Consider the following 24336-nt stretch of genomic DNA (forward strand, 5'->3'; position numbering starts at 1 on the left):
TCCGCCCCTTCTTCCTTGCTAGGTGATTTCCCGGGTTTCGCCCGTATCGTCCCGCACGGTGGAGCCGCACGGTGCGAAGAACACGCACGCCAGGGAAGATAGGGGCGTCACCCGTCCCCGAGTCGATGAGGAGCGTCACGGATGCCCACGTCCGCGGCCGGCTCCGGACGCCCGACGATCGCCGACGTCGCCCGTGCCGCCGGAGTCTCCCGCACCACCGTGTCGCACGCCCTCAACGGCCTCGGCAAGGTCGACCCCCGGACCCGGGAACGCGTCAAGCGCGTCGCCGGCGAGCTCGGCTACCGGCCCAATCTGCGCGCCCAGCGCCTGCGGCGCGGCGAGGCCAGGGCCATCGCGCTCGCCTCGTCCATGCCCGTCGCGGTGGCCGCCGGACCGTCCCGGCTCGGCTTCTACATGGAGATCGCCGCGGCCGCCGCCGAGAGCGCGCTGCTGCACGGCTACGCCCTCGTGCTCGTGCCCCCCGTCCAGTCCGGTTCGGGCCTGCACTCCGTGGACGTCGACGGCGCCATCGTGGTCGAACCGGACGTGCACGACGTGGCCGCGGCCCAGCTGAGGGAGCGCGGTCTTCCGTACGTGGCGCTCGGCAGGCCCGTCGCGCCCGACGAGGCCGCGCCGTACGTCGATCTGCGCGGCGAGCTCGTCGCCGAGCTCCTGCTCGCCCACCTCGCCGAACAGGGCGCCCGCCGCCCCGCCCTGATCGTCGGATCCGGCGAGCGGCACGCGGCCGTCGACGCGCGGACCGCGTACGCGCGGGCCTGCGCGGCGTACGGCTGGCAGCCGATCGTGGCGACGGCTCCCGAGTCGGGCGGCGAGGAGGCCGGCCACGCCGCCTGCGCGGACCTGCTGGCCAGGCATCCGGAGACGGACGCCGTGTGCGCCCTGGTGGACGCCTTCGCCGTCGGGGCGGTCCGCGCGGTCAAGGACAGCGGGCGCGCCGTGCCGGACGACGTCATGGTCGTCACCCGGTACGACGGACTGCGCGCCCGTACCTGCGAGCCGCCGCTCACGGCCGTCGACCTCCAGCTGGACCGGGCGGCGTCCGGCGCGGTGGAACTGCTCCTGGCCCGGCTGCGCGGCGACGTGACCACCGAGGTGGTGGCCACGCCGACCGCCCCCCGGGTGATCCCGCGCGCCTCGTCAGCGCGGGCGGCCGCGCGCTGACGCCCGACCGCTGATGGCGGTGCACTGATCCCGGACGCGATCCCGGTCCCCGCCGATCTCGTACGCCGCCCCCTCCGTTGAGGCCGTACGCGATGCGGCCGTGCGCGATCCCCCCCCCGGGACAGGTGGAACGGCGCCCCTGTCTCCGGTCCGCCGGCCTGCCTCGCCCGGGCGGGCAGCTGTCGGCGGACCACGCTCCGCCGGTCACCGTCCGATGATCAGCACGAGTCCGGAGACCAGCGCGAATCCGAGCACGAACACACGCATCCGGGACGCGTCGACGCGGTGCCTCACCAGCCGGCTCGACCACGCGCCCAGCGCGATGGCGGGCAGCAGCGCCAACGCCCAGCCCAGCTCCGCCGGATGCCCCTTCCCGGCAGCGAAGAGCAGAGCCAGTGAGGCGAGTTCGCCGATCAGGAAGCAGACGGCGACGGTGGAACGCAGCTCGGCCGGCGACCGGTGCTGGTAGACCAGTGCGAGCGGAGGACCGCCCACGCCGGTGGCGGTCTCCGTCAGCCCCGTCACCGCGCCCGCGCCCAGGTACGCGAGCCGGCCGGGCGCGAAAGCGGGCGCGGTGAGGCTCACGGCCACGGCCAGGACGGTGGCGATTCCCACGAAGAGCCCCAGGCTGCGCTCCGGGATCAGCCAGAGCAGGGCGAGCCCCCCGGGGGTGGCGGCGAGCCGCGCGGCGGTGATCCAGCCCGCGCCGCACAGGTCGAGCGAGGCCCGCTCGCGCCAGGCGACGTACAGATTGAGCGGGATCATCGCCGCCAGGACGAACCCGGGGAGCAGGCCGGGGGCCAGGAGCCCCGCCACGGGCGCGACGATCAGGGCGAAGCCGAGTCCGCTGCTGCCTTGGACGAACGCGGCGACGGCCACGGTGAGGGCGAGGACGGCCAGGGTCTCGACGCTCACCGTACGGTGCTCCCTTCGCGCGCGGTCATGGAGGTGCGGTGTGCGCGGGTGATGGGCGCGCGGGCCACGGTGGCCCGGGCCAGCTCCGCTGCCCGGCGGACCAGCGCGGGACCGTCCCAGGTGGTGGGAAGGCCCTGCCACAGGCGCAGCCGGCCGCCCACGAACACGGCGGTGATCTGGTCCCGGTTGCCGCGCCGCACCAGTTCCCAGGGCATGTCCCAGGAGAGGGCCAGTTCGGGGTTGGTGACGTCGACCAGGAGGAAGTCCGCGGCCATGCCCTCGGCGACGGCACCGGTCAGGCCGCCCAGTCCCACGGCGTCCGCGCCGCCGCGGGTCGCGTGCTCCAGCCACGTCCAGCCGGCGCCGCACGACGAGTCGCCGCTGGCGAGACCGTACGCGATCCGCTGGGCGAACTCGGCCGCCTCGGCGAGCCGGAACCCGTCACCGCGGGTGCCGTCGGTGCCCAGCCCGAAGCGGATGCCGCGCTCGGCCATCGTGAGGGCGGGAGCGACGGCGTTGCCCTTCCACGCGCTGGCCACGGGGTTGTAGCTGACGGCGCTGCCGGTGTCGGCGAGCAGGGTCAGCTCTCGCGGGGTGAGGAGGGTGGCATGGGCGGCGAGGAAGTGCGGGCCCAACGCCCCTATCCGGTGGAGGTGTTCGAGTGGGCGGAGGCCGTGCCGCAGCAGGGACCGCTCGACTCCGGCGAGGTGTTCGTTGACGTGGATCTGGAGGGTGGCGCCCGCCTTCGCGGCGAGCCGGGCGACCTGCCGCAGGGTGGCGGAGCTCGCCGCCTCGGGGACGGAGACGGCGAGGGACGGATGGACGAGCGGATCACCGGCGTAGCGCGCGAGGTGCGTGTCCGCACGGGAGAGGACCCCGGCGTCGGCCTCGCGAACGTCTCCTGCGTCACCGCCCACCACGGAGCCGGTGCCGTCCGTGTCGTTGCAGATCAGGCCGAGGACGCATCGGATGCCCGCGTCCCGCGCGGCCGAGGCGACCACGTCGACGTCCACGGCGGCCCGGGTGCCCGCGTCGGCGACGGTCGTGAATCCGCCGCGCAACGCCTCCAGGGCCGCCAACTTGGCCGCCGTGTAAGCGGATTCCGCGTCCAGTGCCCCTTCCAGCGGCACCCAGACCCTCCGGTAGATCTCCGACGGCTCCCCGAAGGCGAGGGCGGACCCGAAGCTCTGGGTGAGGTGGTGGTGGGCGTCGACGAACCCGGGCATGAGCAGGTGCCCGGGCAGCCGTACGCCGTCCAGGTGTGGATGGGTGCGGCGGAGCTCCTCGGCGGGGCCGACGGCGCGGAAGGAGCCGTCGGCGACGACCACCGCGTACCCGTCGGCCGGCCCCTTCGGCAGCAGGACGGCGTCCGGCAGCAGCAGCGAGGGGCCCGGCGTTTCGAGGAGTCGGCGGGCGGAGTCGTTCATCGGGCGTCCTCCGTGCGGCGGGTGGTCAGGCGGGCCGCGACGCCCGGCCTGATGTGGTGGAACAGGACGTTGAGTACGGCCGCGACGAACGCGCCGACCGCGACGCCGCTTTCGAGCAGGATCCGCAGGTTCGGCGGAAAGCCCCCGTACACGCCGGGAACGAGGATCGGCAACAGCCCGAGCGCGAGCGCGACGGCGCAGATGAAGGTGTTGCTGTGCCGGTCCAGGTCCGAGCGGCCGAGCATCTGGACCCCGAGCACGGTGATGACGGCGAAGACGACCATGGCGGTGCCGCCGATCACCGCCGAGGGGATCACGCTGATCGCGCGGGTGACGGGGGCGAGGAAACCGATGACGATGAGGACCCCGCCGGCCGCGGCGGTGACGTACCGGCTGCGTACCCCCGTGACCCGGACGATGCCGATGTTCTCGCCGCTGGTCACCATCAGGGGCAGGCCGAGGAATCCGCCGGCGAGGGAGGTGAGCGCGTCGCCGCGGATGGTCTTCGGGACGGCGGTGTGCCGGTCGATCTCCTTGCCGACGGCCTCCGCGTTGACGACGGTCTGGCCGGTGGCCTCCGCCATCGAGGCGAGGCTGTAGATCATCAGGGGCAGGGCCGCGAGGAGGTTGAACTGGGGTGAGCCGAACGGCATCAGCTGCGGCAGGCTCACCAGTCCGCCCTGGGAGGCGGAACCGAGGTCCAGCCGGCCCAGCACTCCGGCGAGCGCGGTGCCGGCGAGCAGCCCGAGCATGACGGCGAGCTGGCGCAGGACGCCGGTGAAGAGCAGGTAGAAGACGACGGTGCAGCCGATCGTGGCCAACCCGAGCAGCAGATGGGTGGGGTCGGCGAAGCCGGGGCCGCCGGGGCGGCCGGTGACGAGTACCGCGCCGACCTTCACCAGGTTGACGCCGACGATGACGATCATCGTGCCGATGACGAGGGCCGGGAAGTAGGCCAGCAGCCGGGAGAAGAGCGGCAGGACGACGAAGGAGAAGGCCGCGGTGAGGATCACGGCGCCGGTGGCCGTGCGCAGGCCGTGCTGGTCGGCGATGGCGAGGAAGAGGATGAGCGGCGCACCGCCCGGCAGCATCACGAACGGCAGCCGGGGCCCGAACTTCCACGGGCCGAGGGACTGGATCAGCGATCCGATGCCGGAGAGGACGAACGCGGCGGAGAGCAGATCGACGGTCAGGCGGCTGTCGAGGTGGAGGGCGGCGCTCATCAGGAAGATCGCCGAGATCGGGGTGGCCGCCATGACGAGGACGTGCTGGATCCCGAAGAGGAGGACGCGGCCCAGGGGCCGGGACTCGTCGACGGGGTGGAATGGCGCCGGGGCCGCGACGCCCGCGGATTCGGCGTCGGTTTCGGGGATGGTGGCGGGGGAGGTGGAGCCGGAAGGGGCAGGGCGGGGACGGGACACGTTCGAGCTCCGATCGGCGTTCGAGACGTTCGGGTCAGCCATGATCCGGCCCTGGACGGGGAGCCAAATCGATTTGGCCGCATCGATTTGGCCGTCAGTATGGGAGCGGGCGCACAGCCCGTCAAGATGTCGCGGGCGAACATGAGGCGATCGCCGACAGGTTGAGGCACCGTCAGCATGCGACAACGAATTCCGCAGCGAGCGCCGTACGCGGCCAACGATTCGCAAGTTACCGAAGCGTTCTGCTTCCGAAATCGCGAACTCCGCCTTGCGCTCGACCCCGCACGTCCGCCAAGATCTGACTCCGGTCCGGGCCGTTCGCTTCCCCGAACCGCTCACGCCTCCCTGTCCGGACGCCTGGCAGCGCATCGGTGACCCCGTGCCTCCGGCCGGGGCACCGCCTGATCCGCGCGGTCCCCCCCGGGTCCCTCCGAGGCTCCCGTCCCTTCACCACCGGCGACGGCTCAAGCCGCCGACCGCACCGGCCTCCGCAACGGCCGCCCCCCTGGCAGCCGCACCGGCCTCCGGAAAGGCCGCCCCCAGGCAGCCGCACGGGCCCCTGGCCACACCGGCCGCATCGGCGTCGGGTCCGCGCTCATTCACCTACCCTCAAGGCAAGGCAGAGATGGCACCACTGTCCTCGCGTCGGCGAGCCCTCACCACCGTGCACCCGGTGGACGAGGTCCTCCCGCTCCCCACCCTCGCGCTCTACGGATTCCAGCACGTCCTGGCCTTCTACGCCGGCGCGGTCCTCGTGCCGGTGATCCTGGGGAGCAGCCTCGGCCTCACCCGCCAGGAACTCGTGTACCTCATCAACGCCGACCTGGTCACGGCCGGCATCGCCACCGTCATCCAGGCCTGGGGCTTCTGGCGGATCGGAGCCCGTCTGCCCCTGGTCCAGGGCGCGACCTTCACCGCCGTCTCACCCATGATCGCCATCGGCCAGGGCGCGGGCGGCGGCACCGCCGGACTCCTCGTGGTCTACGGCGCCGTCATCACCGGCGGCGTCGCCGCCTTCCTCTTCGCCCCCTTCGCCGGCCGGCTCACCCGCTACTTCCCGCCGATCGTCACCGGCACCCTCCTCACGGTCATCGGCATCGTCCTCATCCCGGTAGCACTCCAGGACGTCGGCGGCGGGCCGGCGCTGCGCGGAACCGCCGGCTACGGCGATCCCGTCCACCTCGCGTACGCCGGCGGCACCCTCCTGTTCATCCTGGTCGTGGTGAGGTTCGGCAGCCCGTTCCTGCGCAGCATCGCCGTACTGCTCGGCCTCGTGGGCGGCACCGCGGTCGCCTGGCTGCTCGGCGACGCCGAGTTCACCGCCGTCGACCAGGCCGACTGGCTGGGCGTCAGCACGCCCTTCCACTACGGCCTGCCGCACTTCTCCGTGCTGCCCATGCTGGCCATGGTCGTCGTCATGCTGATCACCGTCGTGGAGACGACCGGTGACGTGTACGCCATGGGCGAGATCACCGGACGGGAGGTCGACGGCGACACGGTGAGCCGCGCGCTGCGCGCCGACGGCCTCGCCACCGTGCTCGGCGGCGTGTTCAACTCCTTCCCGTACGTGGCGTTCGCCGAGAACATCGGCCTGGTCCGCATGTCGCGCGTCACCAGCCGCTTCGTCGTCGTCGCGGCCGGCCTCTTCATGACCGTCCTCGGCCTGCTTCCCAAGGTCGGCGCCGTGGTGGCCTCCGTACCGCACCCGGTGCTCGGTGCGGCGGCCGTCGCGATGTTCGGCATGGTCGCCACCGTCGGCATCCAGATCCTCGCCAAGGTCGACCTGAGGGAGGAACGCAACGCCGTCATCCTCGCCGTCAGCCTCGGCGCCGCGATGCTGCCCACCGCCGTACCGCCCTTCTTCGAGCGCATGCCCACCGAGGTACGCGCCGTCCTCGGCAGCGGCATCACCCTCGGCACCCTGACGGCCGTCCTGCTGAACCTCTTCTTCCACGTCCTGGAGAGGCGCCGGCGGGAAGGCATCGACTGGGACGAACTCGCTGCGTACGACGACGGTACGGGCCCGCAGACCGCCACGGCCCGCTGAACCGTCCCCGCTCCGGAGCCACCGCTCCGAGAACGCGCCACCGAGGTGATCCGCACGTGTCCCAGCCCCCTTTCTCCCCGGCCCAGGCCCGCGCCGCCCGCCAGCGCATCGGCCTGGCCCCCGAGCAAGTCACGGTCGCGATGGGCCAGTTGGGGGTGGTCCGGACGGTCACGGCGCTCCTGTGCTGGGAGGCGGGGACGCTGGCCCCGACCGAAGTCGAACTCTTCGCACTCGCCGACGCCCTGTGGTGCCCCGTCCCCGTACTGATGGACCTCCAGCCGAGATCCCTGCGCGAGCACCGCCTGGCCCGCCAGTTCACCGCCGAGCGCCTGGCCCGGCGCATCGGCATGGACCCTCCCGCGTACACCCGCGCCGAGAACGACCACCACTGGCAGGGGACCGACCGCCAGACGCTCCTGCTGGCGGAGGCCCTGGGCCTCGAACCGGACCGGCTGCTCCGCGTCATCAGCCAGGCCGGTGAACTCGACGAACTGCTCCGCCAGGCCGTCGAGGGCCGCTGGAAGCAGTACACCGCCCCCCTCGCCCGCCTCGCCGGCGTGCCCGAACGCACGGCGGCCAAGGCCCTGCGCACCCTGCACCAGGAGTACGCGGGCTTCCACGAGCGCTACATGGGTCACCTCGTCGCCCGCAGCGACCACGCCCGCCTGAAGGAGATCGCCGCCGACCGAGCCGCCTGGCTGCACGCCCTGGCGGACCGCTTCCTCCACCTCGTCTCCTGAGCCCGGACGGGGAAGGGCGGACAGCGAACGCACACGAAGACGAGGGCGCGCCTCACCGCACCGGGCGACCGCCGTACGGAGGGGGAGCGCAGCGTGCGACGCGAGAGGGGGGCCCTCACCACACCCGGTCCACTGACCACTGGCCCCTGGCCATCGGTCACTGACCAGTCCAAACGCTCCCAACGGGATGTCCGGGACGCGTCCCGGACGCGTCCGGGGCTTCCGCCCGCCGCCCGCCGGCCGACAGGATCTCGGCGTTCCAGCCGGGAGATCACGACCGGTGCCCCGGCTGCGACGAAGACCATCGACCTCCCTCCAAAGATCTGAGGAGCTATGCGCACACGCAACCTTCTTGCAGGGCTCATGCTGGGATCCGCGCTCGCCGTCGGCGGTTTCGCGATGCCCGCGCAGGCCGCGAGCCTCCCCGCCACGCAGTCCCTGCCGCCCGAGTGCGACCCCTGGGACACCGACAACTACACCTACGGTGCCTCGTGCAACACGAGCCGCGCCTACTACGCCAAGGTGAAGTGCGCGAACGGGTCCTCCACGAAGTACGCGCGCGGCGCGACCACCAGCCGCGGCAACTGGTCCTACGCGTACTGCTCCGCCTTCGGTCCCGGCTGGGTCAAGGTCGGCGGCACCGGAGGAATCGTCTGGCAGTGACCCCGAGCGAGACGTCCCCGGGCGGCCACGGCACACGGCCGCCCGGGGACGGCGCCCCGCCTCGACGGTCACGCCACGCGCCGCCGCCCCCGAGCCGAGGCGCCGGCGGGGGAGCGGTTTCCGTATTACCGCTGGTCAGAGCAGGTCGTGTATGATTCGGAACGTCCCGCGCGATTAGCTCAGCGGGAGAGCGCTTCCCTGACACGGAAGAGGTCACTGGTTCAATCCCAGTATCGCGCACCATAAGGAGAAGCCCCCGGCCGCAGATCGCGGACGGGGGCTTCTTCGTGCGTAGGCGCGGCCCGGGGGCGAAAGCGCGCCGGCGGGCGGTTTTTTCCAAGACGTGATCGGGCTCGCGCTGCGAGCGTTCGGTGGTGAGCGGGCGTCGTGTTCACCGTGGTGTGCCGACGTCCGGAACTTCGAGAGATCGCGGGAGTGGACGTCGTGATGAAGTCTCTGATCCGGTGCGTGACCGTAGCCGCGGCGGCGACCGCCATGGCGAGCATGGCGGTGGGTACCGCCTCCGCCCAGGTGGGTGCGCCGTACGTGGGTGACGGCTACAGCAACAACGTTCATGCCGTCTGGTGTGTCCAGCACCTGGTGAACGACTATCGGCGGGCTGCCGGCAAGCCCGCGATATCCGAGGACAACCTCTGGGGTACGCAGACCCGGAACGCCGTCATCGATTTCCAGGCCAACACCGACAACACCGGTCCCGCGGACGGGGTCGTCGGCCCGCTGACCGGCCGTGGACTGCTGAACTACGACGCGACCGACATCTACGCGGGCCACGGCTACTGCTTCGGCTATCTGCCGACCCCGCCCGGATTCTGACAGCCGCCTGCTCACCCTTCCCTTCGCTTTCTCGTGCGCATCGCACCATCACCAAAGGAATCCGCATCCAGATGACGACCGCATTCCGCAAGGGCGCCGCAACCCTCGCCTCCGCCCTCCTGCTGTCCGCCGTGGTGTCGCAGACGGCCGAGGCCAGCCCCTCCGCCGCCAACATCCGTTACGGCAACAGCGGTTACAGCGTGAGGTGCATCCAGCAGGGCCTGAACGCCTGGAACGCCGTCGCCAAGGCGCACACGCCCCGGCCCGCCCTGGTGGTGGACGGCGTCTTCGGCAACGCGACCCTCGCGATGGTCAAGGACTACCAGTCGTGGACGGGCATCGACGCCGACGGTGTCGTCGGCCGCGTCACCGGTGACCAGCTGTACGGCAACTGGGTCGCTCCCATCGACAGCGGCTGCTACGGGTACGTGCCCACCTCCTGGTAACGGCCTCCATCCGCCTCTCCGAAAGGGAAGTCCGATGCGCATTTCACCCATGTTCAAGCGGATGGGCGTCGTGGCCGTCGCGACGGCCGCCCTCGGCGCCGGCTTCACCGGCTCGGCGTCCGCGGCCGCCTACGACGGGCAGGACCCGGTCAGCTCCGGCTGCTCCGCGAGTGCCATCACCGCCGCCTCCACCGCGCTGTACGCCAACGGCGCTCGCGTGGGCACCGTGGATCTGCGCTACAGCACGTCCTGCCGCACCACCTGGGTCCGCGTCTACTCCGACGGCCCCAACCTCGGCGGATACGTCAACCGCAACCAGGACGGCACCACCCAGTGGTGCGGTACCCCGTCCATCGCCTCCAACGGCCAGTACTACTGCTACAGCCCCATGCTCAACGACGCCGGGTACACCTCGTACGCCGCCGGCCGCGCGAGCGACAGCTCCGGCTCCTCCAGCTCGGGCACCCGTACGACCTCCTCGTACTGAGGGGCGGCCAGCCCGCCGACAGAGTCGGCGGGACGATGAGCACCTGACGGAGGCGCTACGGATCCGTGACCGCCGGCCGCCTGGCAGGGATGCCAGGGCGGCCGGCGGTCACGGCACTTCACGGGCAGGCTGCCAGGCGACGGCGGACTGCTCGGCCTACCGCAGCCCTGCCCGGTCCGGGGCCTGGTAGTGGTGGGCCACGTTGTCCTGCGCGGGCCGTGCGTGCCCCGCCGGGCCGGCGGCGAAGGCCCGGAGCACGTTCTCCGTCACGGTCCGGGTGAAGGCCCCCGCCTTCCCGTCGAGCCCGTGGTTCCCCTTCCCGCCGTCCCGGGCTTCGAGGGCCTCCACCCACCGCATCGTGCCCGTCGCGAACAGCCCGGCCCCCGAGGGCAGCGAGGCGTACACCGTGTCCGCGAAGCTCGCCCGACCCTTGCTCACCACGGGGGAGTGGGCCAGGATCTCCGCCGGCCGCGGGGTCGGGTACCGCAGGTCGAGCCGGTCGTACTCCACGCCGACCAGGTGCGCGAACGCATCCCCGGCCGCCGCGCCGGTGCCCGCCAGGAGCCAGTGGTCCGGGCGGGTCACCACGTACGGCGCGTCGACCGGATACCCGTCGTACAGCACCCCCAGCAGCGCGCTCTCCGGCTCCGGCGCGGGACCGTGGCGGAACTCGCGCGTCGGCGGCAGTCCCTTCCGGAACCCCGGGTCTCGGGCGTAGTCCGTCTTGTAACAGACCATCACCCGTCGCGCTCCGACGGCGGAGGACTCGAAGCGGACCCGCCGGTAGCAGCAGTTGGCCCCGAAGACGGCGAGGTTCGTGCCGCGGTCGCGGGCCGCGGCCACGTGCCGGCGCTGCTCGGGGCTCCAGTACTCGTCGTGCCCCGGGGAGAGCACCGCTCGTGCCCCGCGCAGCAGTTCCGGCTCGCGCGCCAGGTCCGGCCCCGTGGCGTACGCCAGCGGCAGCCCGAGCCGCTCGGCCAGCCGCAGCAAGGGCTCCTCAAAGCGCGGGAACTGCCCGGCGCCGTGCGCGCTGCGATAGGGCCGGTCGAAACTGACGGCGAGCGAGCGCGAGGCGTACCGGCTGTCGGGCCCGCCGTACAGGTCCGCGTCCCCCCAACGGTTGTACGCCTGCCAGGTGCCGACGGCGTTGACGAACACCGACCGGCCCGCTGTGGACGTCGAGCGCACGGTCAGGGGGACGTACCGCTGGGCCGGCTTTCGCGCGCCCACCGCGTCGAGCCGCAGCAGGTAGCAGCCTTCCGGCCAGCCCACGGTGCTCAGCCGCGTGGTCTGCTCCCAGTCCGCGTGCGCCATCCGGGTCTCCGGGCTCATCCGGGCCCGCTGCTGAAGGCGTCCGGGCAGTTCGCCCGAACGCCACACCAGGCGGGCCCCGGCACCCCCGTACCAGCCGACACGGAAAGCCGTCACGGTGAAGCGGGGCGCGGTCGTGGACACCCGCAGCCCGACCGTCCCGCCCGGCGGCACGGAACACTGGTCGGCGAAGCCCTCGAGGGCGCGGGCCGTGCCGGGGGTGGTGATCCGCCAGCCGGTCGCACCGGGCAGGCGGTTCTCCGCGCGCACGTCCAGGCCGGGCCCCGTGTCCAGGGGCGCGGAGCCCGCGGCAGCGGATGCCGTGCCGCCGGAGCCCGCGGTCGCAGCCCCGCCGAGGACCAGGGCGGCCGCCGCTCCCAGGACCTGCCGCCGCCCGGGCCCTGCCGCGGGCCCCCGTGCGGCCGAGTGCCCGCCCTTGGCCGGATACGCGCCACCAGCTCCGTCCACGGCACCTCCTCCGTTCGCAGGCGGCCACCGTAAGCCGCTTCGACGGCATGACGGAGGACCCCGCGCCCCGGTGTGCCACGGACGGGCGCGTCGCGGAGCTGATCGAGGAACCCGTCGGACGGGCGCGGGGGCGCGGTCCTGTCTCCTGATTCGAGGCGCCCGTCGGGGGCATACGAGGATCCCGGACGAAGGGGAGGATCTGACATGACCACAGCCGGTTCGTCATGGGCCGCCGCGAGGCGAGCTGCCCGGGGGGACGTCGTACGCACGGGTGCCCGGGTGGGCTTCGCGGCGCGCGGTGTGCTCTACCTGCTCGTCGGAGTCCTGGCCGTACGCATCGGCCTGACGGGCACGAACGAGCAGGCCGACCGAGGCGGGGCCCTGACCGAGGTCGCCGCGACGCCTTTCGGGGCCGGCCTGCTGTGGGCGCTGGGCGTCGGACTCGCCGGCATGGCGGTGTGGCGCCTCTCCGAGGCACTGTTCGGCTCGGCGGGCCCCAAGGGCGACGGCGCGGGCAAGCGCGCACTGTCCGGCGCACGGTTCGTGTTCTACGGAGTCTCCTCGTTCCTCGTCCTGGCCTTCGCGGCCGGGGACCGGGGCAGCGGGGCCGGCAACACCGACCGGCAGAGCCAGGACATCACCGGACGCCTCCTCGCTCTGCCCGGCGGTCAGTGGTGGGTGGGCGCCGTGGCCGCGGGTTTCCTCGGCGCGGGCTTGTGGATAGCGGGCCGGGCGGCACTTCGCACCTACCGCAAGCACCTCACCTGGGACCGGATGTCGAAGCACCAGCGGCGGTTCATGGACGTGACGGGTATCGGAGGAGGCGTGGGACGCGGGCTCGTCTTCGGCGCGGTCGGCTACTTCGGCCTGAGGGCGGCCGTCACCTTCGACCCGAAGGAGTCCAAGGGCATGGACGACGCCATCCGCTCCTTCGCCCAGACGCCCGCGGGGCCGTGGCTCCTGGTTGCCGTGGCCCTGGGCCTCGTCCTCTTCGGCGTGTTCTCCTTCGGCCAGGCCAAGTGGCGCGACGTCTGACTCGCCTCTCGCGATGTAGCGCGCAGCCGGTCTGACCACGGCGGGGCACTTCCACGCGGCGGTGGTGAGGACTGCCCCCGACGCTCCCGAACAGGCCTTTCGGCACGCCACGCATCATGACTCCCTGACTGGGCATCGACGCTTCTCGTCGCTCTGCGGCTTCGCCGAACAGGCGCATTGCAGGCTGACGTTGGGGCGGCGCCGAGTGAGAGGCCCGCCTCCCCACCCGAGCAGATGACGGTTCAGGGCATCAGGGGGAGGTTCCACGTCGCGGAGCTGCACCCGCCCCGCCGCCGCCGGCAGGGCCGCAGACGGCTGGACCCCCCGGCACGGGGGAGGCCGAGGGGTCCAGGAGCGGCACCGCCGGACGGGGTCGGTGACGTGTCTTCAGAGTAGCCAACGGTGGCTGCGCGCACTCGCTCTGTAGCCAAGTCCGTCAGATCGGTGGTCGGTAGGCCAAAGGCGCTGGGGGTGCTGGACCCGTCCACGCTCGGGACACGAGACCAAAGACTGGGGCGTACCCGTCCCTTCGGGTGTTCCACCCCAAACCGCACAGATCCTGCTCACCGTGTGCAGCACGGCAGGGAGGACGTCTTACGCCCGATTCCCTGTCATGCCGTCGTCGCAGTCGCAGCAGGGCCGGGCAGCGGCCGGGTCCGCGTTCCCCAGCGGGCAAGGGAGGGGCCGGCAGCACCCAGCGCCGCGAAGAACACCGCCAGCAGCAGCCAGCCCGGCACGCCGAGGCCGAGTACCACCGTGGTGAGGATCGCGGGAGCAAGGGCCTGGCCCGCGCTGAAGCCGAGACCGAGGACACCTTGGTATTGCCCCTGGGCGTGGTCGGGCGCAAGGCCGAAGCCCAGGGCAAAGCACGCCGAGGATTCCCAGACCTCTCCCAGGCTGTGGACGAAGATCGCTGCCAGGACCAGTCCCGCCGCGGCCCACACAGGGGCGTACGCGGCCAGCGCCATCATCGGGCAGCTGACGAGGAAGAGCATTCCCGCCGTGCGAAACGCCCTGCCGCCGTCGTGCGGGGTCTCGATGCGCGAGCCGATCCTGGTCTGCATCAGCACGCAGAAGGCGGAGTTGACGCCGAACAGCGCGGCCACCGTCCAGCGCGGTGCTTCGGTGTGCTCGGAGATCCAGATCGGCAGGAGCAGGGAGACCACCGGGTACTGCAGTCCCATGGCCCCGTAGAGAACGGTGAACGTCAGGAACGGGCGGTCCCTGAACGCGAGCCAGCGACGCTGCTGCGGCGGTGCCGGCAGCACCGGGTAGCGAGGTAGCAGGAGCAACAGCAGGGCATACAGGGCGAAGCTCGCCGAGTTGCCGAGGATCAGCGTGACATAGGCACCGCGGGTGTCCGCGGCCAGCGCCAGCCCGGCGCCCACCGTTCCCAGGACGACGCCCAGGTTGACGAAGGTGCGCAGCTTCGCTCGGAACCTGGCCGGGCGATCACCCCCGACCCGAACGACCAGGGCACCCCAGGCCGCCCCGCCGACCGCCGCGGCGATCTGGTCGAGCGTCGCGAGGATCGTCAGCGCGGTCCAGCTTTCGACGAGGACGAGAGCGGCCATCGACACCGCCTGGACCACCAGGGCGAGCATCATGATCGGACGTGCGCCACGCCGGTCGGCGAGATGCCCGCCGGGTATCCCCGCGCACAGGCCGATCACGCCGGCGATGGTGAGCGCCGCACCGACCTGCACGGCCGGCAGACCCACGACCAAGGTGAAATAGAGTGCCGACGCCGCGTTGAACAGACCGTTGCCGACCCGGTTGACGAAACTGGCGACGACCAGCACGCGCTCCGGCCTGCTGTCGCCCGCCATGCGGCCTATCCGGCCCGCCAGGTCGCCTTTGATCATGGAGCGCAGGCTAGCAGTGGCCGCAGAACCCGCCGCAGTCGTACCGAGACCGCTTTGTGGCGCGCTGCTCGTCGTCCAGGTCGCGGGGTTTGCGGGACTCTCCGTTGAGGCGGGGACAGGGGGTTTCCCTCGTGGCTGGTGGTGCGGGATGGTCGCGTGGCTGGGCGGGAACGTGCGGTCGGCTGCGCCCCGTCGGATGTTTGTCGGTGATCTGTCGGAGGCCGGTTGCAGGGTGAGGACCGGTCGCTCCGCCGGGGGCCACCGCGCACCTCCTGGGAGTTCCCGCCACGTCTCAGATCCCCTCCGCCGCCGACCGCGTGTACCTGGTCACCGGGGGCAACGCGGGTATCGGGTATTTCACCGCCGAGCAGCTGGCCGGTACCGGCGCCACGGTGGTGCTGGGCAGTCGGAGCGCCGAGCGGGCCCAGGCGGCCGTGGATGCGATCCGCGCGCGGGTGCCGGGCGCGCGGGTGCGTACGGTCGGTCTGGACCTTGCCGACCTCGGCTCGTTGCGGAGTACGGCGGATTCGCTGGGGGTGCGGCGCCTCGATGCGGTGGTCCACAACGCCGGCGTCCTCCTCGAAGGACCACAGCGAAGGGAGACAGGGGACGGCAACGAGGTGCACTTCGCGACGAACCACCTCGGGCACTTCGCGCTCACCCACTGGCTGCTGCCGCTGTTGGAGGCCGCCCCGGCAGCACGCGTCGTCACCGTGGGCAGCTTCGCCGCCAAATCCGAGCGGCTTGATCTGAACGATCTGCAGTCGCGGGCCGACTATCGCGCGAAGCGAACCTACGGTCGTTCGAAGCTGGCGCAGATGTACTTCGGCCTGGAACTCGACCGCCGCCTGCGGGCGGCGGGCAGCAAGGTGTCGAGTGTGGTGGTGCATCCCGGTGGTGCCTTGGACTCTCTTACCCCGTCGCGGCCGCCGGTTCATGTACGGACGCGCTGGGCTTCCCTGCGCGGGTCGGCTGCCGCGCTTGTTCTCCAGGGCAAGCACGCAGGTGCCTGGCCCGCGGTCCGGGCGGTGCTCGACCCCCTGGTCGTCGGGGGCGAGCTGTGGGGGCCGCGTGTCTTCGGACTGCGGGGCCGGCCGCACCGTGAGCGGCTGTGGGCCCAGCTGGAGGACGCCGAAACGGCACGCCGGCTGTGGGAGGCGAGCGCGGAGCTGACCGGCGTGGCGCCTGCCCCTGCGGTCTGAAACAGTCAAGTCGAGTTGCCGACCCGAGCGCTCAGCCGCCGTTCGAAGCGCTCAACCACGCCACGACCGCCCGGAGGGGATTCCAAGCTCACCACCGTGATCTCAACAGGGCTCGCCCGCGTTCCCCCGGATGGGGCGCAGCACGGTGGTGGTCACATGCGCTGCCCCGATTCACCGGGCCGCCGGTCCTCGCCAGCGCCCTGCGATGCCCTGCGCTGACGGGAGGTCACCAGTCGAGCAACGAATCCGCGACAGCGACGTAGGACGGAGCGAGCCGTGTCTCCCCGTCGTCGATGTCCCAGAGCGCGTTCTGCAGCAGACGTCCCAGGGTCCAGCCGGTCGCGCGTGCGCGGTCCAGGCGGAGGACATCGGTGAGCAGGTCGAAGCGGCGCCGGACGATGCGCTGGGTGTCGCCCTTCGCCACGACATCGTCCCATCTGCTGTCCAGGGCGGGCCACAGGTCGAACCCCGGGTCACCGGCGAGCGGCTCGGGATCGATGGCGATCCACGGCTCCCGCTGTGCGGCGAGAACGTTGTCGTAGTGCAGATCCCAGTGCAGCAGGCGGTCTCCGGGTTCACCGGCCAGCTCGGCTACCACCGACGTCCAGCTGCGCAGGAGCTGACGGTCGGCCAGGTCGGCCGGCTTTGTGATCGCCTGCGGGGCCTGATCGAGCATGTCGCCGGCGATGTCGCCAAGGCCGCGTAGTCCCTCCGGCGCGGGGACTGCGACCAACCGCGCGTGGAGCTCGGCAAGCGTGCTCATCGCCTGGTCCGGCGCGAGCCAGTGCGGTACTTCCACGCGAGGGCCTCAAGCGTCCGACGTGGTCGGCCCATCGCCGACCCCGACCGGATCGGCCGGCGGCAGCGGCTCGATCCGGTCCCCCATGCCATCAGTGACCACTAACCGGACAGACACATCCGATCGACTGACCAAGCGAGCCAAGAGGCACGCTCTAGGCGCTGCTGGCGTCATGACGGTGCCGGAACCCGCCAGGATCATTGGGGCCGCCGCCTTGGACCGCTGGCTGCGAGGCCCGTAGCCGGGTCATCGGTTGCCGCCCGGTCCCGGCTACCTGGCACGCGCTGGGGAGAGGGGTGAGCACCCAGTCGTACCCGCCTTGCACGTCGTCAGTGACGCCGACCGGATCCCGCTGCGTGAACGAAGGGCCTCACCGCAGCCGCCGTGCACGCAACACCAGGTCGTCCGCGTGATGCGCGCCGGCGCCGCCTTCGGGTACCACGCGCGGTCGCTGCTCGTTCACCTCGACCTTCCAGTCGTCGGTAAGCAGGGCGGCGACCATCGAGGGCCAGACATAGTCAGCCGGGTCGAAGCCGCTGTCGTGCGTGGGCTGCGTGTCCATCCCCGCGTGGTGCACGAGCAGCAGCACGCCGCCGGGCGCGACCGCCGCCAGCAGTGCTCGCTCGGCTTCGGCGTCGGGCGTGCGCAGCAGCGCCGGGTACTGCGCGGAGACCAGGTCGAAGGAGGCCGGCGGGAGCGCCGCTTCCGTCAGCTCGGCGTGTACCCAGCGAACGGTGACGCCTGCGTCCCGTGCGTGCCCGGCCGCCCGCTCCAGCGCCACGCCCGAGACCTCGAGGGCGGTCACGTCCCAGCCCCCGCGCGCGAGCCAGACGGCGTCCGCGCCCTCGCCGCAGCCGACGTCGAGCACCCTCCCGGGCGGGAGCCCGGCGACCTCGGCCACGAGCGCACCGTTCGGCTGGCCGCTCCACAGCTGTTGCCGGTCGGCGTAGCGGTTGTCCCACTCCGCCCGCACCGCGGGGTCTCCGATGTATCCGTTGCCGGGCAGGGAAGCGTCAGACGCGGGCGGCCCCGCCGTGATGTTGTCGGTCATGGGCACAACGTCGTCCACCGGGACCCGGTCGCGCCACTTTTGTTGCCGATCCGGCAAAGCGGCGTCCAAGGGTGCGGGGAACACCCGGGAGGAGGGTGACCTCGTCGGCCGCGAGCCGTGACCGTATCGGGCCCGGTGCGCCGACCCCGCCGCCGCGGCAACCTGATCCGTTCCGGCTGGCGCAAGCGCAGCCGGGGCAAAGGCGGCAGCGGCCGCCGGATGGAGGCCTGCCCCGTCGGCCAGCCCCAGGTGGACGAGAAGTTCCATGGCCCCCTTTTCCGGTGTTTCAGGAACCGTAGGTGACGGACACCAGTGCCGGTCCGGTGGCGGGGCCGGAAGTTCCGCCCGCGGGGACGAGGTTCGACCCGCCACCACCGCCGCCGGGCCCGGCGGTGCCATTGGCGTAGATCACGAAGCAGCCGCCTCCTCCGCCGCCGCCGTGCCAGCCTCCGCCACCTCCGCCTCCCCCGAATCCGCCACCACCGGTGCCGCCGCTACCAGGCGTGCCGTTGGTACCGGCCCCGAAGCCCTCGGGGCAGGCGGCTCCTGCCTTGCCGCCGAGGGTCTGGGTTCCGCCACCGCCCGCGCCGCCCCCCTGCGGTCGCCGGCCCCCGGGCTTGCCGGTGTCGCCCGCGTCGCCGCCCGTGGCCTCGCGGACGGGATATCCGGTGAAGCTGGAGCCGCCTCCACCGCCCCCGCCGCCGGCGGCGACGATGAGACGGGGGTCAGTGCCGGGAACGCCGGTCAGGGCACAGCCTTTATGCGCCGAGCTGCAGGTGCGGATGTCGCTGGCACCGCCGCCGTTGCCGCCGGGGCGCTGACCGGTGACGCCTCCGCCGCCCGTGTCGACGTTGACGTAGTAGGTGGTGCCGGGCACCACGGTGAGGGTGGCGGTGACGGTGGCGCCTGTCCCTCCCGCTCCGCCCTCGACGGCTGAGCGTCCCGATTCGCCGGTGGCGATGACGGTCAGCCGGGTGACGCCGGCCGGGACGACGAACCGCTGGTTGGCGCCGGCGGTGAAGGTCTTGGTGACGGGCGCCGCTGCGACGGGGGCGGGCACCGCCAGAACCGCAGGCAACGCCGCGGCGGCGAGCAGGAGCGCGCCCCGCCGGGCCGCGGCGCCGAGTGCGTGGGGAACGCTGCGAGTCAAAGTCACGATGGGGACTCCTGGACAGGGCCGCGGCACCCGCTCCCGGGACGCCGCGGACGTAGGTCGATGGTCCGGCCCCTGCGCGGCACCTCCCGCCGCGGCCAGTCAGGGCCGCAGCGATCAGCCGTCACGCTCTCTTCCAGTCTCCCCGCGCCCCGAGCCGCCCGCCTCCCGGCGTCCCGGTCCCTCCGGTCCGTCCCGGATCCGGCCAGAAGGGAGCAAGGACGCTTCGGGCACGCTCATGGACGACCACCGGTCCCCAACCTGCGGTGATCACGTCATCGGAGCGGCCCCCATGAGTAAAGCCACCGGCTCCTGTCACCCGGAGACTGCTGTGGCGGTGAGGAGCAGGGACAGAGCGCCGCAGGCATCGAAGACACCGCACCATTCGGACCACTGCCGGGGCACCACCCGGGCCCTGACGTAGTGGAGGGCGTCCCAGACGGCGTGGCCGAGCCAGCCGGCTGCGAGGACGAGCAGGGCGAGGGCGCCGTTCAGGAGGACGGCCGTCAGGGCTACAGCGGCGAAGCCGGCGAGGCCGGCGAGCTGCCCGGCGAGGACGCCCGGGCGGCGCAGTTCACCTCGGAAGGCGCCGAAGAGGAGGTAGAACAGCGGCATCGCAGCGAGGACTCCGGCGAGGAACTCGGGCGACGGCCGGCCGTCGAGGAAGGTTGCGGCGGCCAGGGCCAGGGCGATCACCGTGGGCCAGCGGCGCGCGATGGTGTGCATCCGGGTGCCTCCCGTGTGCGGACGTAGGGCGAGTAGACGTAGGGCGAGTAGGGGGCGCGAGGAATCACTGTCCGTGGCGTCCGGGCCGGCGGGAAGCGCCGCCCGGCGGCCGTGTCCGTTTCCTTGGGGTACCCGTCCTTCCGGCATAGGGTCGGCACATGGCGGAGAGGCTCATGGTGGTCGTCGGCTACGAGGCGGCGGAGTTGCTGGACATCGCGTGCGTGACCACGACCCTGGCCATGGCCAATGGGATCGGTGCGCCCGCGGTCCCGTACCGGGTGCTCCTCGCCGGCCCGGGCGGCGGTCCCCTCGTCTGCGGTTCCGGGCTCGTCCTGGGCAGTGAGCGGTCGCTTGAGCGGCTCAGCGGCCCCCTCGACACGCTCATCGTCTCCGGCGGTACGGGGTTCGAGCGCGCGGCGTCGGATACCCGGCTTGTCGGGCACGTGCGCCGGCTGGCGCGGGAGAGCCGGCGGGTGGCGTCGGTGTGCACGGGTGCGGGGGTACTGGCAGCCGCCGGGCTCCTGGACGGCCGGCGTGCCACCACCCATTGGCGCTACGCCCGTCTGCTCGCCGAGCGGCACCCGAAGGTGGCGGTGGACCCGGACCCGATCTATGTCCGTGACGGTCACGTCTACACGGCGGCCGGCGTGACCAGCGCCCTGGACCTCACTCTGGCGTTCATCGAGGAGGACCACGGCCCCGAACTGGCCCGCCAAGTTGCCCGGGACCTCGTGGTGTACCTGCAACGGCCCGGCAACCAGGCGCAGATGAGCCTGTTCACCGCGACCCCGCCGGCCCCCGACGACGCGGTCCGAGCGCTCGTCGAGCACATCGCGGCGCACCCGGACGACGACCTCAGCACGGCGGCGCTGGCCGCGCGGGCCGGGGTGACGCCCCGCCACCTCACCCGTCTCTTCACACAGCAGCTGGGCCAGGCACCGGGCCGATACGTCCGCCACGCCCGCACCGAGGCCGCTGCGCACATGCTCGCCTCGACGACCCTGCCGATGGCGGGCGTGGCGGCGCGCTGCGGCTTCGGCAGCGCCGAGGCGCTGCGGCAGGCCTTCACACAGCGGTACGGGATAGCCCCGTCCCGCTACCGGGCGGCGATGCGACCGGCCTGAACCGGTCTGAACGCCCCGGCAGCCAGGGCTGAACCGGCCTGAACGCCCCGACAACCCGGGCTGAACGGGCGTGAACGACTGGTGAGGCCGGCCTGAACCGGTCAGAAGGGCCGGACAGCCCGGGCAGAACCGGCCTGAGCGACCGGACAGCCCTGCCCGGACAGCCCTGACCGGACAGCCCTGCCCGAACAGCTCTGAACGGCCGGCCAGACCGGCAAGGGCATGTCCGGACAGCTCCGCAACGGGATCCTCAGCAGTCTGTCAGGCGACCCTCACCGACCCTGGGTGCGTTCGCCGCCTGCTGGAGTCGCTGCGCGGCATCGGGGCAAGGCCCACGCCGCCGAGCCGCTGGACGAGCGCGAAATCCCCGCCAACTGCCGCGTCCACGGCCTCGGCCCCGACAACGGGAACGTCCGCTCAAAACTCTTCGCGCTGGGGCGGCCTGACCAGCCCAGCCCGCGCTGCCGCGGGGCCGGCATCACCGACAGGTGACCCGACCTGCTGCCATCAGCACGGGCGGCCGCGGTGCGAGGCCCGGCCGATCAGGCCTCAGGCGAGGTACCCGTCCCGCAGAACCCTGCGCGCCACTGTCCTCGCCGCCTCCTGCAACTCGGCGTCCACGGTGGCGGAACGCGACGCGTCGAGGACGACGACGGCCGGACGGTGCCCGCCCCGCGTGATGTGGCGGCGGCGCAGGTGCGTGGGCGGGTGGGTGGCGTCGACGCTGTGACCGCGCAGTTCGGCGACCCGGCGCAGGCGCTCGTACTCCCGCTCCGGAACGGCCGCGACCTGGGTGGCGATACGGCCCCACAGGCCCTCGGCCGGGTCGTCACGGCGGGCCGTCGTGCCGATCCGGGTCCGGGCGGTGACGGTCTCGCGCTGGAGCACGGTCCTGGCGCTGCCCGTGACGAGGAGCCGGTCCATCAGGCCGGCCGCCGCGTCCACGCCGGCGGTGCGGGCGGCGGAGGTGTCGGCGAGGTACTCGGACCGTTGCGAGGCGCGCAGGGTCGCCTGGTCGAGCAGCAGGAGCATGCCGTGGACGGCGAGCCGGGGGAGGGCCGTGAGGATGTTGCCGAGCTGGTCCATGATCGTCTCGCCGTGGTTCGGGGCGAGCATGTACTGCCAGGTGCCGAGGGACCGCAACGCGCTGCCGACCAGCACGCCGTGGCGGGTGTCGCCGTGGGCGTAGTGGCCGAGCTCGTGGCCCAGCAGGGCGACCCGCTCCTGCCGGTCCAGGACGGCCCACAGGCTGAGGCCGAGCCGGAGGGCGCGGTGCTGCCGGATTCCGTACGTGCGGACGGAGGCGTTCGCACCGGCGTCCAGCAGCACGACGTCGACGCCCCGAGTCCCGACCGCGCCGGCGACCTCGTCGAGCAGGGCGAACAGCTCGGGGGCGCCGGACCGTTCGAGCATCGGAGCGCCGTGCCGGATCTTGGCGAGGCTCCCGAACCGGGGCCGTAGGGTGACGGCGAGCGCGAGGAGCAGGGCACCCAACGCGGGCTGGAAACCGGCTCCCCACCCCGCGATCAGCAGCCAGAGCCCCCACACGACCAGCGCCACGGTGATCCCGTGGACGAACAGGGCGAGGACGGTCGCGAGTACGCCGGCGGCTCCCGCCGGTCCGGACCGCGCGGTCGGGGCCCCGGCCGGCTCGCGCCCGAGGTCGGTGAAGAGCTGCTCGCCGTACCGGTGCGCCAGTGTCCGACGCAACTGGTCGACCCGGCTGCCGCCGGACCTGCCCCCGCCGCCGCCCGGGTCGGTGTTCCAGCCGCAGGCGGCGCACCAGACGACGAACCGGCCGTCGACGGGTATCCGCTCCCCGCACGCGGGACAGTCCTGTTCCGTGGCCTGGCCCGGCTCCGCGGCCCGAGCCCCGCCCTGCCCGTCTCCGCCGACTGCTTCGACCGTCTCTGTCATCCCCACCCCTGAGTACGTGCGTGTCGCAGGCCGCACCCTACGACCTCGCGGGACCGCGTCGCACCCCGGATTGCACCGAGCCCGGTAGGGACCTCCTGAGGGGCTTGGTTCGTACGGGTCCACCGGACTCGCCGTGAGGCGGGAAGGCGAGGCTCCAGGCATCGCTGCGGCCCGTGTCCTGAGGCGCGACATTCCGGGTGCGGAACTTCCCGGTGGCCTTTCCGCAGGCGCCCTGTGCGGTCCCCGGTCGCTTGCTGGTCGGCGGGGCAGCCGGTGGAATCGGCCCTCACGTCCCACGTGATCGCTCCCTGAGCGCCGCCAGGGACGGTAACGGGGTGAGGATTCGGTGCCAGGTGCCGATCCGCAGCCACCCGGGGAACAGGTCGTAGACCCGACCCCACGGCCCGTAATCGACGGGCATGTCCCGCCACGGAACCCCGGTCCGGACCGGGAACCGTATGCCATCGATCAGCTGCCGCCGAGGGCATACGGGCGGCCGTCCCGCACTTGTGCCCTTCGGCAACCACTCGAGGAGCGCCGCAGCTGCCGGGACGACCCCGACGACTTCATGGACGGGAGATTACGGAGGGTAGGCCACAGCAGGTGTCGCCGAGCGCAGACCGTGCCAGAGCCTCATGATGGGGCTACCGCCCGCCCGGGAAGCCTTCGCACGTTGTCACCGGGCGGGCTCCCCACGGCAGCGCCCGCTGGTGCCGTGCGCATTGGGGTCGGAGGAAGAGCGGCACGACCTGCCGCATCGTGAGGTTCGTGCGCCAGTACGCCAGGACCAGCAGGGCCCGGTCCTCCAGCGGAAGGCTCCACGGCCGGCCCCCGCGGACCGCGTCGGCACCCTCGTGCCGCAGCACCGTCACCACCTTCCCGAAGGCGCGGAGGCTGGGCCGGCTGGCGGGGCTATCCAGGACGGGGCGGACGCAGAGATCCCACCAGCCACCCCGCGATCATTCCAGTTGTCGACGCCCTTCGTTCTGGTTGATCCTGTCCTCTTCGCAAACGAGGAGGCCACGTGGGCTTGATCCTGTTTCCCGGGGACGGAGACAACAGCAGTCCGGACGTCACATGGTCCTGCACCCGCTTCAACGACTTCCGGGAACGGCTGGCACGGGCCGAGGGGTTCAGCCTCCCGGAGATGCGGGGCTTTGGGGGTGACCGGCCGTGGAGTGCCATCTCCACCACCCTGGAGCCACTCCTCGATCACCCTGATGTCGGTGGTGACGCCCTCACTGCTCCTGACTGCGCTGCGATGCTGCCCCGCCTGCGAGCGATCGCCGGCGAATGGCAGGAGGAGCCCACGGAACCACTGCTTCAGCAGCTCATCCAGGACGCTGAGCAGCTGGCAGTCGTCCTGCGCTTCTGCGTAGACAAAAACGTCGAACTCATCTTCGGCTGACATTGAGGAGTGCCCGGACAGCCGACACCGCACTCCGGCCGCAGTTACGGGACGGTCCTTGATTCCGATGGCTCGCCGTAGACGGCCTTGTGTGACCCCGCGTGGCAGCTTCGCT

General features: G+C 72.4%; 21 protein-coding genes, 1 tRNA gene and 3 pseudogenes. 12 read left to right on the forward strand and 13 right to left on the reverse strand.

Features of this window, described 5'->3' with window-relative positions; all coding sequences use genetic code 11:
• The first annotated feature begins 141 nt into the window (after positions 1 to 141).
• Entirely contained in the window at positions 142 to 1182 is a 1041-nt protein-coding gene (locus ACH414_RS31520) for a LacI family DNA-binding transcriptional regulator (protein WP_382544477.1), read from the forward strand.
• Between the two features lie 204 nt (positions 1183 to 1386).
• On the opposite strand, the gene ACH414_RS31525 is transcribed toward ACH414_RS31520, so the two are convergent.
• From ACH414_RS31525 to ACH414_RS31535, 3 genes are read right to left on the reverse strand one after another with little or no spacing between them, the layout of a single operon-like run.
• Complete coding sequence (locus tag ACH414_RS31525; RefSeq protein WP_398944469.1) at positions 1387 to 2097, reverse strand: TSUP family transporter; 711 nt, start codon at positions 2095 to 2097, stop codon at positions 1387 to 1389.
• A complete protein-coding gene (locus ACH414_RS31530) occupies positions 2094 to 3524 on the reverse strand; it encodes an amidohydrolase family protein (RefSeq protein WP_398944471.1) in 1431 nt (476 codons plus the stop codon). Before ACH414_RS31530 ends, ACH414_RS31525 begins: the two co-directional genes overlap by 4 nt.
• On the reverse strand, positions 3521 to 4945 hold the full coding sequence (locus tag ACH414_RS31535) for a uracil-xanthine permease family protein (protein WP_398944472.1): 1425 nt from the start codon (positions 4943 to 4945) through the stop codon (positions 3521 to 3523). The genes ACH414_RS31530 and ACH414_RS31535 overlap by 4 nt, the downstream gene beginning before the upstream one ends.
• A gap of 625 nt (positions 4946 to 5570) precedes the next feature.
• Here ACH414_RS31535 and ACH414_RS31540 point away from each other — a divergent pair.
• The 7 genes from ACH414_RS31540 (at position 5571) to ACH414_RS31570 (ending at position 10162) form a co-directional block, all read left to right on the forward strand.
• Complete coding sequence (locus tag ACH414_RS31540) at positions 5571 to 6992, forward strand: nucleobase:cation symporter-2 family protein (RefSeq protein WP_398944473.1); 1422 nt, start codon at positions 5571 to 5573, stop codon at positions 6990 to 6992.
• A gap of 56 nt (positions 6993 to 7048) precedes the next feature.
• Entirely contained in the window at positions 7049 to 7732 is a 684-nt protein-coding gene (locus ACH414_RS31545) for a transcriptional regulator (protein WP_382544492.1), read from the forward strand.
• Positions 7733 to 8065: 333 nt separating this feature from the next.
• Positions 8066 to 8395, forward strand: coding sequence for a hypothetical protein (locus tag ACH414_RS31550; RefSeq protein WP_382544495.1), 330 nt, complete (start codon positions 8066 to 8068; stop codon positions 8393 to 8395).
• Positions 8396 to 8563: 168 nt separating this feature from the next.
• Positions 8564 to 8638 (forward strand) — tRNA-Val (locus tag ACH414_RS31555).
• A gap of 225 nt (positions 8639 to 8863) precedes the next feature.
• Positions 8864 to 9229 (forward strand): peptidoglycan-binding protein, encoded by a 366-nt coding sequence (locus ACH414_RS31560; protein ID WP_386567091.1) that lies wholly within the window; start codon positions 8864 to 8866, stop codon positions 9227 to 9229.
• A 71-nt stretch (positions 9230 to 9300) separates the two neighbouring features.
• Positions 9301 to 9675 (forward strand): peptidoglycan-binding protein, encoded by a 375-nt coding sequence (locus ACH414_RS31565; RefSeq protein WP_398944476.1) that lies wholly within the window; start codon positions 9301 to 9303, stop codon positions 9673 to 9675.
• Positions 9676 to 9709: 34 nt separating this feature from the next.
• The gene (locus ACH414_RS31570; protein WP_382544503.1) at positions 9710 to 10162 is read left to right on the forward strand and encodes a DUF2690 domain-containing protein; all 453 of its coding nucleotides are present in this window, start codon (positions 9710 to 9712) and stop codon (positions 10160 to 10162) included.
• 156 nt (positions 10163 to 10318) lie between these two features.
• Here the strand turns inward: ACH414_RS31570 and ACH414_RS31575 are convergent, their stop codons facing one another.
• Positions 10319 to 11941 carry a N,N-dimethylformamidase beta subunit family domain-containing protein gene (locus tag ACH414_RS31575; RefSeq protein WP_398944479.1) on the reverse strand — a complete coding sequence of 541 codons (1623 nt, stop codon included), beginning with the start codon at positions 11939 to 11941 and terminating at the stop codon, positions 10319 to 10321.
• Between the two features lie 204 nt (positions 11942 to 12145).
• Between ACH414_RS31575 and ACH414_RS31580 the strand changes: the two genes are divergently transcribed.
• On the forward strand, positions 12146 to 12976 hold the full coding sequence (locus ACH414_RS31580) for a DUF1206 domain-containing protein (protein ID WP_382544508.1): 831 nt from the start codon (positions 12146 to 12148) through the stop codon (positions 12974 to 12976).
• A 611-nt stretch (positions 12977 to 13587) separates the two neighbouring features.
• Here the strand turns inward: ACH414_RS31580 and ACH414_RS31585 are convergent.
• Positions 13588 to 14841 (reverse strand): MFS transporter, encoded by a 1254-nt coding sequence (locus ACH414_RS31585; protein WP_382544511.1) that lies wholly within the window; start codon positions 14839 to 14841, stop codon positions 13588 to 13590.
• 272 nt (positions 14842 to 15113) lie between these two features.
• On the opposite strand from ACH414_RS31585, the gene ACH414_RS31590 reads away from it, so the two are divergent.
• On the forward strand, positions 15114 to 16043 hold the full coding sequence (locus ACH414_RS31590) for an SDR family NAD(P)-dependent oxidoreductase (protein WP_398944518.1): 930 nt from the start codon (positions 15114 to 15116) through the stop codon (positions 16041 to 16043).
• Positions 16044 to 16269: 226 nt separating this feature from the next.
• Here ACH414_RS31590 and ACH414_RS31595 read toward each other — a convergent pair.
• The 5 genes and pseudogenes from ACH414_RS31595 to ACH414_RS31615 all read right to left on the reverse strand — a co-directional run.
• A pseudogene (locus ACH414_RS31595) lies at positions 16270 to 16815 on the reverse strand (aminoglycoside phosphotransferase family protein); the annotation flags it as partial.
• A 5-nt stretch (positions 16816 to 16820) separates the two neighbouring features.
• Positions 16821 to 16959 (reverse strand): annotated as a pseudogene (locus ACH414_RS31600) (transposase); the annotation flags it as partial.
• Between the two features lie 253 nt (positions 16960 to 17212).
• Positions 17213 to 17893: a class I SAM-dependent methyltransferase gene (locus tag ACH414_RS31605; protein WP_391768418.1), complete on the reverse strand. Its 681-nt coding sequence runs from the start codon at positions 17891 to 17893 to the stop codon at positions 17213 to 17215.
• A gap of 286 nt (positions 17894 to 18179) precedes the next feature.
• Positions 18180 to 19049, reverse strand: coding sequence for a hypothetical protein (locus ACH414_RS31610; RefSeq protein ID WP_398944482.1), 870 nt, complete (start codon positions 19047 to 19049; stop codon positions 18180 to 18182).
• A gap of 312 nt (positions 19050 to 19361) precedes the next feature.
• The gene (locus ACH414_RS31615; protein WP_398944483.1) at positions 19362 to 19772 is read right to left on the reverse strand and encodes a hypothetical protein; all 411 of its coding nucleotides are present in this window, start codon (positions 19770 to 19772) and stop codon (positions 19362 to 19364) included.
• Between the two features lie 158 nt (positions 19773 to 19930).
• Here ACH414_RS31615 and ACH414_RS31620 point away from each other — a divergent pair, with 158 nt between their 5' ends.
• On the forward strand, positions 19931 to 20896 hold the full coding sequence (locus ACH414_RS31620; protein ID WP_382544525.1) for a GlxA family transcriptional regulator: 966 nt from the start codon (positions 19931 to 19933) through the stop codon (positions 20894 to 20896).
• Positions 20897 to 21445: 549 nt separating this feature from the next.
• Here the strand turns inward: ACH414_RS31620 and ACH414_RS31625 are convergent.
• From ACH414_RS31625 to ACH414_RS31635, 3 genes and pseudogenes are all read right to left on the reverse strand, one after another.
• Positions 21446 to 22813 (reverse strand): M48 family metalloprotease, encoded by a 1368-nt coding sequence (locus ACH414_RS31625; RefSeq protein WP_391768422.1) that lies wholly within the window; start codon positions 22811 to 22813, stop codon positions 21446 to 21448.
• Positions 22814 to 23099: 286 nt separating this feature from the next.
• Positions 23100 to 23336 (reverse strand): transposase, encoded by a 237-nt coding sequence (locus ACH414_RS31630; RefSeq protein ID WP_382544531.1) that lies wholly within the window; start codon positions 23334 to 23336, stop codon positions 23100 to 23102.
• A gap of 211 nt (positions 23337 to 23547) precedes the next feature.
• Positions 23548 to 23765 (reverse strand): annotated as a pseudogene (locus ACH414_RS31635) (transposase family protein); the annotation flags it as partial.
• A 72-nt stretch (positions 23766 to 23837) separates the two neighbouring features.
• Between ACH414_RS31635 and ACH414_RS31640 the strand changes: the two are divergent.
• A complete protein-coding gene (locus ACH414_RS31640) occupies positions 23838 to 24221 on the forward strand; it encodes a hypothetical protein (protein WP_386567113.1) in 384 nt (127 codons plus the stop codon).
• The last annotated feature ends 115 nt before the right edge of the window (positions 24222 to 24336 follow it).

Origin of the sequence: Streptomyces sp. NPDC020422 (assembly GCF_044386705.1) — a bacterium.
In the GTDB taxonomy this organism is placed as follows: domain Bacteria; phylum Actinomycetota; class Actinomycetes; order Streptomycetales; family Streptomycetaceae; genus Streptomyces.

Coding starts and splice junctions, on each gene's coding strand:
- ACH414_RS31605 (WP_391768418.1), bottom strand. CDS start 17,893: ATGACCGACAACATCACGGCGGGGCCGCCCGCGTCTGACGCTTCCCTG.
- ACH414_RS31565 (WP_398944476.1), top strand. CDS start 9,301: ATGACGACCGCATTCCGCAAGGGCGCCGCAACCCTCGCCTCCGCCCTC.
- ACH414_RS31540 (WP_398944473.1), top strand. CDS start 5,571: ATGGCACCACTGTCCTCGCGTCGGCGAGCCCTCACCACCGTGCACCCG.
- ACH414_RS31625 (WP_391768422.1), bottom strand. CDS start 22,813: ATGACAGAGACGGTCGAAGCAGTCGGCGGAGACGGGCAGGGCGGGGCT.
- ACH414_RS31580 (WP_382544508.1), top strand. CDS start 12,146: ATGACCACAGCCGGTTCGTCATGGGCCGCCGCGAGGCGAGCTGCCCGG.
- ACH414_RS31615 (WP_398944483.1), bottom strand. CDS start 19,772: ATGCACACCATCGCGCGCCGCTGGCCCACGGTGATCGCCCTGGCCCTG.
- ACH414_RS31520 (WP_382544477.1), top strand. CDS start 142: ATGCCCACGTCCGCGGCCGGCTCCGGACGCCCGACGATCGCCGACGTC.
- ACH414_RS31570 (WP_382544503.1), top strand. CDS start 9,710: ATGCGCATTTCACCCATGTTCAAGCGGATGGGCGTCGTGGCCGTCGCG.
- ACH414_RS31620 (WP_382544525.1), top strand. CDS start 19,931: ATGGCGGAGAGGCTCATGGTGGTCGTCGGCTACGAGGCGGCGGAGTTG.
- ACH414_RS31530 (WP_398944471.1), bottom strand. CDS start 3,524: ATGAACGACTCCGCCCGCCGACTCCTCGAAACGCCGGGCCCCTCGCTG.
- ACH414_RS31585 (WP_382544511.1), bottom strand. CDS start 14,841: ATGATCAAAGGCGACCTGGCGGGCCGGATAGGCCGCATGGCGGGCGAC.
- ACH414_RS31550 (WP_382544495.1), top strand. CDS start 8,066: ATGCGCACACGCAACCTTCTTGCAGGGCTCATGCTGGGATCCGCGCTC.